Below are 11,411 nucleotides of genomic sequence, written 5' to 3' on the forward strand. Positions count from 1 at the left end.
CCACCTCGCTACAGGTTACATAATATCACATTTTGAAGTAATATGTCAAATAAAATTTAAATTTTATCAAGGTAGCGACACTTTGTCAACAATTTAATTTTCTAATTCTGGGAAATTTTTCTTTTCTTCATACAATCGTGCAAAATCTTGTATAGAAAGGGTTTCTCCACGACGTTTAGGATCAATATTTGCGTTTTCTAACCATTGATGAATTTGTGATTTATATTTTTTACCATCTTTAAAGAAATTCTGATAGTTATTATTAATCGTTTTACGTCTTTGAGCAAAAGCAGCTTTTGCAAGTTTAAAGAAAGCTTGTTCATCGTCTACTGAAACAAGAGGTTCCTCTCTTTGCATCAATTTTACAACAATCGAGTCAACATTTGGTGGCGGCATAAACACTGATTTAGGGACAGTGAGTACTTTACTCGTTTCTGTGTAATATTGAGTCACAATAGATAAAGAACCATATGCTTTTGTACCTACTTCTGCATTTAAACGCTCTCCAACTTCTTTTTGCATCATCACTACATAACCATCAATGGGAATATCTTGTTGCATTAAATTAAGTAAAATCGGAGTCGTAATATAGTAAGGTAAATTCGCTACTACCATAATTTTATCGCAATCATTTAAATACGTGTTCACAGATGCAGCTATATCAGCTTTTAATATATCTTCATTTATAATTGTTACATTGTCGTAGGGATGAAGTGTTTCTTTTAAAACTGGAATTAGACGTTGATCGATTTCAAATGACAACACTTTTTTAGCACTTTTAGCGAGTTGTTCTGTTAATGAGCCCATACCAGGGCCCACTTCAATTACACCTGTCGACTTATCAATATGACTTGCATCAATAATTTTATGAATAATATTAACATCTACTAAGAAATTTTGACCTAAGCTTTTCTTAAAATTAAAGTCAAATTGATTTAATAGTTCTTTTGTTCTAGAAGGTGTAGCTATATCTTTTCTATCCATCTTTAATTATTCTCCTTATCCATTGATAATGCACGTCGTACGTCTTCTTCAGTATAACCAAAAGCATTTAATTTTTTTAGTAATTGTTTGCCATTAGAATGTCCAATATGCAATTTACGTCCAAGTATCTCTCTCTTACGTCTCGCATCTTTACCAATAATTAAACCTAAATCAATTAATACACTTTTATCTATCGACTCCTCTCCTTCTTCAAAAGGAGAACTCACATGCATTAAGGCTTTCTTTATATCTTCAGGATGTGTATGTTCTATCCCAATTTTTCCACGCTTATTTTTCGCTTTTTCACGATCGACATAGGCATGTTTAACTCCTGGTACGTGTTCAGTAATAATATTTCTAATTCTATCACCTGGAAAGTCAGGATCAGTTAATACAATCACGCCTCTTGTTTCTTGAGCATTCTGAATCACTGCTAACGTTTCTCTATTAATGGCACTTCCATTTGTTTCAATCGTATCACATTCCACAGCTGTTTTAACTCGTTCTGTGTCATCTCTGCCTTCGACAACGATAAATTCATTTATTCTCATATTCATTTACCATTACCTTTCACTTAATCTCATTTCTATTATAACGGTTATACTATAAAAAATGAGAAAGATGCACATATTATCGTCATTCACTATTAGATAGCATTACGATAGATGATGTTTTACATCTTTCTCATACTGAGGATTATTAATTTAAGTTAAATAATCTTTCTGCATTTTCTGTAGTTTGACGACATACCTCTTCGTATGTCATATCACGTAAATCTGCAATTTGTTGTGCAACAAGCGTGACACGTTCAGGTTCATTACGTTTTCCTCTATAAGGATGTGGAGATAAATAAGGTGCATCTGTTTCAACTAATAAGCGATCCATTGGAACATGTTTAGCGACCTCTTTAGGTTGTTTTGCATTTTTGAATGTGACTGGTCCGCCTAATGACACATAGAAATTAAGTTTATTAATAATGACATCTGCAATTTCAGGTGATGCACTAAAACTATGCATAATGCCTCCAACTTCTTCTGCATGTTCTTCCATTAAAATATCTACACAATCTTGAGTTGCTTCACGATTATGAATGACAATAGGTAACTTAACGCGTTTAGCTAAAGCAATTTGCTTTCTAAACACTTCTTTTTGAACATCAGCTGGAGATTTATCCCAATGATAATCTAATCCCATTTCTCCAATACCGATAATTTTAGGATGCTGAGCTAATGATTCAATCCATTCTAAACGTTCTTCAGTAAAATCTATTGCATCTACAGGATGCCAACCGATAATACCATAAATAAAGTCATATTCATCAATCAGTTCCATAGTACGTTCAATTGTCTTAGTATCAAATCCCACGACAAACATACGGTCAACGCCTGCTTCTCTTGCACGAGATATCACTTCACTTAAATCTTCATCATATTGTTCGTCATTTAAATGAACATGTGTATCTATTAACATTTTATCTCTCCTAACGGCTATATTTATTTTATAATTGCACCATTTGGAATTGCACTCGGTAAGCTTACTAACGTTAATACTTTATCTTTTTCAGCTGATAATATCATACCTTCAGATTTGTGCCCCATTAATTTTGCTGGCTTTAGGTTAGTTACAACAGCCACTTTTTTGCCAATAATATCTTCTGAACGATAGAATTTCGCAATACCTGAAACAATCTGACGTTGTTCTGCTCCTAAATCAACTTGTATTTTTAATAATTTATCTGATTTCGGTACATTTTCTGCATCAATAACAGTTGCAGCTTTAATTTCAACTTTATCAAAATCTTTAATATCAATTTGCGATTTACTTGGTACTTCTTCTTTATCATCTTCACTAGATTTAGGTGGTTGCATTGATTTTTTAATAAATGCAATTTCATCCTCTGAATCTAATCTTGGGAAGATTGGAGAAGGTTTTTCAGTAACCATAATTGGTTCTTGTAATGCACCATAATGCTCTAAACTTGATAATTCGTATAAATCTGAATTATTAATATTCAATTGTTTGAAAATTTCTTTAGGCGCATGTGTTAAGAATGGGCGCAATAATACAGTCGCAAAACGAATATTTTCAACTAAGTGTGCCATTACATTTCCTAACATATCTTTTTGACTTTCATCTTTAGCTAAAACCCATGGAGTGGTTTCATCGATATATTTATTTGTTCGACTTATTAACTTCCAAACTGTAGATAATGCTACTGAGAATTGGAAACTTTCCATATTGTCATGGAAATTCTTCACAGTTTCAAGTGCTAATGCTTCCATATCTTCATCCAATTCATGTTTTGGTCCTTGGTATGCAGGGAGCTCTCCTTGGAAATATTTATTAATCATAGAAATCGTACGGTTAACTAAGTTACCTAAATCATTTGCTAAGTCGAAATTAGTACGTTCAACAAATGCCTCCGGAGTAAATACGCCGTCAGATCCGAATGGTAATTCACGCATTAAGTAATAGCGTGTAGCATCTAAGCCATAACGATCAATAAGAACATTAGGATCTACTACATTACCTTTAGATTTACTCATTTTTCCATCTTTCATTAAAATCCATCCGTGCGCGAATACTTTTTTCGGTAAAGGTAAATCAAGAGCCATAAGTAAGATAGGCCAAATAATAGAATGGAAACGAACAATTTCTTTTGCCATTAAATGTACATCTGCTGGCCAATATTTTTGGAATAATGAATCATCATCTGATAAATATCCAAGAGAAGAAATATAGTTTACTAAAGCATCAATCCATACATAAACTACATGTTTAGGGTTAGATGGAACTCTTACCCCCCAATCAAATGACGTACGTGAAACTGCTAAGTCTTCTAATCCTGGTTTAATAAAGTTATTAATCATTTCATTTTTTCTAGATGGAGGTTGAATAAAATCAGGATTAGCATCGTAAAATTCTAATAAACGATCTGTATATTTATTAATATTAAAGAAATAACTTTCTTCTTTAACTAATTCAACTTCATGTCCAGAATCTGGACTTTTACCACCTGCGATTTTACCATTTTCGTAAACAGGGTCTACAAGTTGAGATTCAGTATAATACGTTTCATCAGGGACAGAATACCATCCCTCATATTCACCAAGATAAATATCACCTTGTTTTAATAAACGTTCAAATACTTTTTCTACCACTTGTTTATGACGTTCTTCTGTAGTTCTAATAAAATCATCATTTGAGATTTCCAATTTAGCCCATAAACGTTTGATTCCAGCAATCATTTCATCTAAATACTCTAATTCTGTTTTTCCTGCTTTTTGCGCTTTTTCTTGGATTTTTTGACCATGTTCGTCTGTACCTGTAAGATAACGAACATCATATCCTTGCATACGTTTATATCGTGCAATTACATCACCAGCAACTGTAGAATATGCGTGACCGATATGCAGATTACCACTAGGATAATAAATAGGGGTTGTAATATAAAATGTTTCTTTCGCCATCAGTAGTCCTCCCTTTCGTTCATGTCTTAATGACTAGTTCACTTTAAATTTTATCTAAATTTTTAATTATTTTCTAATGAATATTTAATATAACGTTTGTGACGACACATCATCATAAAACATCTATCTTATTCATTATAACCCATATAGAATATACATTGTCGTATCTTATTAACATTATCATAAATTAATATTTTATGGTATTTTTCTATCACTATGATACAAGTTTTTATTAATTTTACGATTTAATATTATGATAAATATCATAAATCTCACTTGTTTTCATCTGTCGTTCTTCTGCGACTACTTTTATCGCTTTCTTAGGTTTTAAATTTTGAGTCTCAATATAATGATTAACATGATCTATAATCGTTACATCTTCAAACCATTGTTTTGTTTCTTGAGCTTTGGCCCCCTCAATTAAAATCACAAATTCTCCCTTTTGTGGAATCTCTTGATTTTCAATTGCTTCTAATAATTGTGATACTTCAAACATAACCACTTGTTCAAATTTTTTAGTAAGTTCACGACCTACTGCTACACGTCTTCTTGAATCTACTTTAATAATCGCTTTTAGTGTATCAATCACTCTAAATGGAGACTCATAAATGATTAAAGTACTATCTTGATACATTCGTTGAGATAAAATATTCACTTTTTCTTTTTCTTTTCGTGGCAAGAAGCCTAAAAAAGTATATGTAAATGAAGGTAAACCACTTGCCATTAGTGCAGTTAATCCTGCATTAGGTCCTGGAATGGTTTCTACAGCAATGTTATGTTTATGTGCTTCAACAACAAGTTCATATCCTGGATCGCTAATTAACGGCAACCCTGCATCTGATACAAGCGCAATATTATTTTCTTCTTTAAGTAATTGAATTAAATAATCTGTCTGTTGCTCTTTATTATGTTCATGATATGATTTTAATGGAGTAGTAATATCATAGTGGTTACATAACTTTTTAGTTACTCTCGTATCTTCACACGCAATGATATCTACCTGTTTTAACGTTTCGATTGCTCGAAATGTAATGTCACTTAAATTACCTATCGGTGTCCCTACTAAGTATAAAGTTGCCATATTATCCCTCCTCAATCAATTTTAGTTTTCTTTGTCTTGTAAATGTCTTAATTTCATATTCTCTACGTAAAGCTTCTGATTTTGTCTCGTACATTTCTTGATATACTAACACTACCGGACGTCTTATTTTTGTATATTTAGCACCTTTCCCAGCATTGTGTTTATTTATACGTGCCTCAATATTATTCGTATACCCTGTATATAAACTGTTATCACTGCAACGTACGATATATACAAAGTGACTACCCATAATAAACCTCTTTCATTTGCTCACTATATTCGCCATTTTCATTGTAAATATAAAATGGTGGTGCAATCTCTAGACCTTGATTACCATTTTTTCTTCCTTCAACAACAATAGTGACTGCTGATTTACCATGCTTACTATAAATAAATACAATACGTTTAGGTTCGATATTAGCTTGTCTCATTTCAGTTAATACATCCATAAGTCGTTCAGCACGATGAACCATAACTAGACGTCCACCCTGTTTTAATAAATGCCGTGCTGCAAACATGCAATCTTCTAAACTACACATAATTTCATGTCGTGCTATTTTATGTGCTTCTTTTTGGTGTTGATGAAGTTGATTACGTTTAAAGTAAGGCGGGTTACAGGTTATTAATGTAAACTGAGAGGGTTTAAACGTTTGATACACATCTTTTAAATCCATATTATGCATAGATAAACGCTCTTCTAATCGATTATATTTAAAGCTTCGTTGAGCCATGTCTGCCAACTGTTCTTGAATTTCAATACTTTCTATTTTTTGATGACTTTTTGCAGATAATAATAAAGCAATAACACCATTTCCGGCACACAAGTCTAGAATGCTATCATTTTTTCGTACTTTAGTAAAATGTGCTAATAAAAGTGCATCAGTAGAAAAAGAAAACACCTCATCATTTTGAATGATTTTTAAGTTCTCCTTAATTAAATCATCTAATCTTTCTTGTTCCTTCAACATATATGTTATCTCCTAAAAAAGAGATGTATCACAACACAAAATCTGAAATTTTATTGTGTTGAAATTCATCTCTCCTAAAAATTAAAATTATACCATCCATTTATCATTCTTTGTTATGGATTTAACTATTTAAAACATTCATGCATAATAAACAATCTTCACCATAACGATGTTTACCAAATAATTCGCCATTACAAATATGAAAACCTTCACTATACAAAACAGCTAAATTGTCTTTACTTGGTAAAGGTTTTTTTACATTTTTAATTGCACTTTTAAAGTCATTTTCATTTGATTTTTTATTATGTTGACTTTCACTATTGACTTTTGTTGATTCAACATCTTGTTCACTTTTAGCCATTAGCGCTTTTAAATTATCGTTTTCTACTTGTAACGTTACATTTTCTTCTATCAATTGAATAGCTAAAGATTTAAGTTCAGTCATCTCTTGAGTTAATACATTAACGTTACTTTCTAATTTTACAATTTTTTCGAATAAATCATTGCGATTCAAAAGAAAGACACTCTCCTTAATTAAATGTAGCTAATTCCTCCATTTTATATTCTAAAGGTTGCTCTAAACCATCAATCTTCACTTGCATCGAAATATCTAATATATTTAAACCTACAACTTGTCCAGTACCTTCCGGTGTATGAATTTCATCGCCTACATCTGGTAATTGTGCACGAGCTTCCTCATAATAATCATTTTCATATTTAAGACAACACATTAAACGTCCACATGCACCAGAAATTTTAGTTGGATTTAATGATAAATTTTGATCTTTTGCCATTTTGATAGATACCGGTTGAAAATCTCCTAAAAATGTTGAACAACATAATGAACGTCCACATGGCCCAATTCCACCTAGGAGTTTTGCTTCATCACGAACGCCAATTTGTCTAAGTTCAATACGTGTTCTTAAATTTTGAGCTAATACTTTCACTAACTTTCTAAAATCGATACGATCATCAGCAGTAAAATTAAAAATGACTTTCGATTTATCTAAAGTATACTCACAATTCACTAAGCGCATATCTAGATCTTGATCTTTCACTAACTGTTTACATAAAATTAGTGCTTGCTCTGCATCTTCTTCATTTTGATTGTATTGTTGTATATCTTCTTCAGTTGCAATACGTAGAATATCTTTTAACGGTAATGTCACATCTTCATCATTTACACATTTTGAAGCTAACTTTACTATACCTATTTCAATGCCTCGTTTAGATTCGACTACAACCCAGTCTTCACTGTCTAATTTTAAATCATTCGGCGCATAATATTCCAATTTACCTGCTTTTTGAAATTGCACACCTACTACATTTGGCATTTAACTCACACCTTTAATTACGATTTGTTCAAATACGAGCATCGGATTCACATTCTGTATCAATTTTTTATGTGCTTCTGTAATTTGATCATACATTAATATCATTTGATTAAGTGTTAATCGTGTTGTGTATTCCTTAATTAGTGGTTTAAGATCAGTAAAAATGAAATTGTTCTCAATTCCGACTTTAGCATGCATCATATCTTCAAAAAAAGCATTGATAACAGACAAAGTAAGAAGTTGTAGTTTTCGATTTTTAGCATTTTTTAACACATCAATAACACCAATCAAGGCCATTGGTTTATTTGTTAATAATAATTCGCACCAATGAACGATTACTTTTCTTAATTCAATTAAATCATACTCTTCATTAAGGTCTTTGGCTACCTCAATTTGTGTCGTATATGAACTTAACATTTCAGCAATAGCCCGATTCATACCATTATCAACAAGTTTATCGATAAAATGCGATTTGTCACTCGGTTTAAAATACATATGTTGACATCTAGAGTGAATCGTATTTAATATTTGTTCTGGTTTAGTAGAAATTAAAATTGCAATAGTATTTTCTGGAGGTTCCTCTAAAAATTTTAAGATACTATTTTCACCTTGAACTGTTAACTTTTCAAAGTCTTCTATGATATAAACTTTATATGTACCTTCAATAGGTAATTGGTTCATTTGGCGTACAAGTTGTTCAATTTGTTCTTTTTTTATAGTAGATTCTTCAGAGGATATATATGTAAAATCAGGATGATTAAAATTACGCAATTTCAACTCACATTGTTCATTTCTATTACAAAGAATAAGTTGTGCAAATTCCATTGCTACATGTTTCATTGATTGTGCATCATCACCTTCAAATAAATAGGCATGTGATAATTTATTCGAATGAAAAGCATTAGCTAATTTTTGTAATTCCTCCATATTTGCATACTCCCTATTCATAGTTCATTTTAAAATTATATCATTAAATTTTTCAGTCGCATTTATCATTTAGCAATTAATTATGATGTATATGATAAAGAGCCGATAACATAAAAAATATGTTTCAGGCTCTTTGAAAATTATCTTTTAAAACTTTATTTAATTGTTAAATTAAGCTTAGAATCTGTGGAATTTTTCTACTGGCATTACAAATACTGTAGCGCCTCCAACTTCAACTTCAACAGGATAAGGTATGTAAGAGTCTGCACTACCACCCATTGGCGTCATTGGTGAAACAAGTTGATCTCTATTACCACACGTATTATCAATGACGGTTAACGCTTCATCAACACGTTCATCATCTACACCACATAAGAATGTTGTATTTCCTGCTCTTAAGAAGCCACCAGTTGTTGCTAGTTTAGTAGCTCTAAAATTGTTTTTTACGAGTTGGTCTGAAAGTTCTTGACTATCTTGATCTTGAACGATCGCTATAATCATTTTCATTTTAATACACCTCTCCATATTATTATATCATAAGTTTTTTAAGTAACTTAAAATGATCTCATACGTATCACTTACGACACTTTCGATGTTTTGTGTAGCATCAATTACTTTAAAACGCTCAGGATTAGTTTTAATTAATGTTTTATATCCCTCAATTACTTTTTGATGAAAAGTTAGTGTTTCTTTATCTAATCGATTCTGACTTCTTTGATTTTTTAGTATTCGTTCTCTCCCCACTTCAGCATCAATATCAAGATAAATTGTTAAATCTGGATAAAGTCCATTAATTGCAAATTCATTTATTTTTTTAACTTCTTCTATACCTATACCCCGTGCATGCCCTTGATATGCTAAAGAACTGTCAATATATCGATCACATAAGACTACTTTATTATTTTTTAAAGCGGGTATCACTTTTTCAACCAAATGTTCTCTTCTAGATGCTGCAAATAACAATGCTTCTGTACGTATATCAATATTTTCACCATCTAGTAAGATATTACGTATTTCTTCCCCCGTAGATACCCCACCTGGTTCTCGAGTAGAAATAACATTATAATTTTCAGATAACAACTTATTAATCTGATTTAACACTGTAGTTTTCCCAGAACCTTCAGGCCCTTCAAATGTTATAAATGCAGCCATATTATTCATCCTTAACTAATATTTTATCATTTTTAATACCTTCAACACGTACACTATGTGAAAGATAATATTGCATCAATTTTATCATATTTTTAGTCACTTTTTCTCCTTTCCAAAACACAGGAATTCCAGGAGGATAAGGCACAATATGTTGAGCTAATACTTTATCTTGTGCTTTATTAATATTTATCCAATATGCATGATTAATATACTTTGATACATAAACACTTTTTTCTAGCGGCAATAAAACCGGCTCTAGCTTTTCTTTTGCTTTTTTAGGTAATTTTATAGTTTTTATTCTATGCAGTAATGTTTTGAAAGGATATCTATCATTAAAATGCCATAATGGTAAGACAATGAGTATTTGATAATCATCAGCTAATTCAATATAAATATGATTCTTTTCAAAATAACGTTGTACTTCTAAACCCGTATGCCCATTTGCTCGAACAATAAGCTTTAATGGATCCTCAACTTCAATAACTTCAAAATGCTGTTGTCTTAACGTTTCAATAAATTGTTTTCTTTTTTCGAAAAAGAGACTACTGTCATAAGAATTATAAAATTGATGCGCTAGTTCAATGCTCGACATTACTAAATAAGATGGACTAGAAGTTTGAAAAATACCTAAATATTTAATAACTTCATCTTTCAAAGGTGCATTTTTATGAATAAATAATACTGATCCCATAGTAAGCGCAGGCAAAGTTTTGTGATACGATTGAACAACATAGTCAGCTTCTGATTCTAAAGCTGATTTAGGAAAGTGTTTCAAATTAAAATGGGCACCATGAGCCTCATCAATTAAAACAGGTATATTGTAATCGTGAAATTGTTTAACACACTGTTTGATATCAAAGCATTCTCCATAATAATTTGGATAAGTAACGACAGCGAGTTTTTGATGTCGTAACATTTTAGTATCTATCAAAGGCGCTAAATACTGGTAACTTTTATCACTTCTGTACATAGGCAAAATATCTGCAGACTGTTGAGTTAAATCTAAAGCATTAAAAACTGATTTATGTACATTACGGCTAATTAGATAACGACCTTTTATATGAGTAAATGCTTGTATAACTGATAAAATGCCTGAAGTTGTACCATTAACTAAATAATAAGCATCATAATTAGGATGCTTATTCACACGATTCATACTTTCTAAAATAGTATCTTCTGGATGATGTAAATCATCTAGACCCGTGATTTCAGTCATATCCATTTTCAAAGATAATGCATCTAAATAACCGATAGTCATGTTTTTATGTCCTGGAACATGTAATGAGATAGCATAATGATGAATTAAATCATCAAGTTTTTGAGTGATAGGTAATTTCAATTAAGTCCTCTCCTCATATATCTTTAAATATCTCCTATTTTAATAGATAATTTAAAAAAATAAAAGAAACGCTACAATTTCTGTTGTTTAATCTCTTCTCAATTCATTAGCTCCAAGCACTTTTTCTAAATTTCGACATAAAAAAAGAGACCTCAC

General features: G+C 31.3%; 13 protein-coding genes. All 13 read right to left on the reverse strand.

The genetic code is table 11. The features are described 5' to 3' along the window. Nucleotides 1-93 precede the first annotated feature (93 nt). Nucleotides 94-984: a 16S rRNA (adenine(1518)-N(6)/adenine(1519)-N(6))-dimethyltransferase RsmA gene (gene rsmA / locus HMPREF2647_RS06685; RefSeq protein ID WP_019835397.1), complete on the reverse strand. Its 891-nt coding sequence runs from the start codon at nucleotides 982-984 to the stop codon at nucleotides 94-96. A 2-nt stretch (nucleotides 985-986) separates the two neighbouring features. After that, on the reverse strand, nucleotides 987-1,535 hold the full coding sequence (gene rnmV, locus HMPREF2647_RS06690; protein ID WP_025987191.1) for a ribonuclease M5: 549 nt from the start codon (nucleotides 1,533-1,535) through the stop codon (nucleotides 987-989). 148 nt (nucleotides 1,536-1,683) lie between these two features. Then, on the reverse strand, nucleotides 1,684-2,454 hold the full coding sequence (locus HMPREF2647_RS06695) for a TatD family hydrolase (RefSeq protein ID WP_017176425.1): 771 nt from the start codon (nucleotides 2,452-2,454) through the stop codon (nucleotides 1,684-1,686). Between the two features lie 23 nt (nucleotides 2,455-2,477). Then, nucleotides 2,478-4,454, reverse strand: a complete 1,977-nt coding sequence (gene metG / locus HMPREF2647_RS06700; RefSeq protein ID WP_049415668.1) for a methionine--tRNA ligase — start codon at nucleotides 4,452-4,454, stop codon at nucleotides 2,478-2,480. A gap of 238 nt (nucleotides 4,455-4,692) precedes the next feature. Then, the gene (gene rsmI / locus HMPREF2647_RS06705) at nucleotides 4,693-5,535 is read right to left on the reverse strand and encodes a 16S rRNA (cytidine(1402)-2'-O)-methyltransferase (RefSeq protein ID WP_019835399.1); all 843 of its coding nucleotides are present in this window, start codon (nucleotides 5,533-5,535) and stop codon (nucleotides 4,693-4,695) included. A gap of 1 nt (nucleotide 5,536) precedes the next feature. Beyond that, complete coding sequence (locus HMPREF2647_RS06710; RefSeq protein ID WP_017176428.1) at nucleotides 5,537-5,785, reverse strand: GIY-YIG nuclease family protein; 249 nt, start codon at nucleotides 5,783-5,785, stop codon at nucleotides 5,537-5,539. Then, nucleotides 5,778-6,503 carry a tRNA1(Val) (adenine(37)-N6)-methyltransferase gene (locus tag HMPREF2647_RS06715; RefSeq protein WP_019835400.1) on the reverse strand — a complete coding sequence of 242 codons (726 nt, stop codon included), beginning with the start codon at nucleotides 6,501-6,503 and terminating at the stop codon, nucleotides 5,778-5,780. Before HMPREF2647_RS06715 ends, HMPREF2647_RS06710 begins: the two co-directional genes overlap by 8 nt. A 121-nt stretch (nucleotides 6,504-6,624) precedes the next feature. After that, entirely contained in the window at nucleotides 6,625-7,017 is a 393-nt protein-coding gene (yabA, locus tag HMPREF2647_RS06720) for a DNA replication initiation control protein YabA (RefSeq protein ID WP_017176430.1), read from the reverse strand. 16 nt (nucleotides 7,018-7,033) lie between these two features. Then, nucleotides 7,034-7,837, reverse strand: a complete 804-nt coding sequence (locus tag HMPREF2647_RS06725) for a PSP1 domain-containing protein (RefSeq protein ID WP_017176431.1) — start codon at nucleotides 7,835-7,837, stop codon at nucleotides 7,034-7,036. Then, a complete protein-coding gene (locus HMPREF2647_RS06730; protein ID WP_049415669.1) occupies nucleotides 7,838-8,764 on the reverse strand; it encodes a DNA polymerase III subunit delta' C-terminal domain-containing protein in 927 nt (308 codons plus the stop codon). It lies immediately after the preceding gene. 177 nt (nucleotides 8,765-8,941) lie between these two features. Then, nucleotides 8,942-9,271: a cyclic-di-AMP receptor gene (locus HMPREF2647_RS06735; protein ID WP_002455851.1), complete on the reverse strand. Its 330-nt coding sequence runs from the start codon at nucleotides 9,269-9,271 to the stop codon at nucleotides 8,942-8,944. Nucleotides 9,272-9,298: 27 nt separating this feature from the next. After that, complete coding sequence (gene tmk / locus HMPREF2647_RS06740; RefSeq protein ID WP_049415672.1) at nucleotides 9,299-9,916, reverse strand: dTMP kinase; 618 nt, start codon at nucleotides 9,914-9,916, stop codon at nucleotides 9,299-9,301. Nucleotide 9,917: 1 nt separating this feature from the next. Further along, entirely contained in the window at nucleotides 9,918-11,255 is a 1,338-nt protein-coding gene (locus HMPREF2647_RS06745; RefSeq protein ID WP_070443886.1) for an aminotransferase class V-fold PLP-dependent enzyme, read from the reverse strand. Nucleotides 11,256-11,411 lie beyond the last annotated feature (156 nt).

The sequence above is a fragment of the Staphylococcus sp. HMSC035D11 genome (genome assembly GCF_001836075.1).
Taxonomy (GTDB): Bacteria; Bacillota; Bacilli; order Staphylococcales; family Staphylococcaceae; genus Staphylococcus; species Staphylococcus hominis.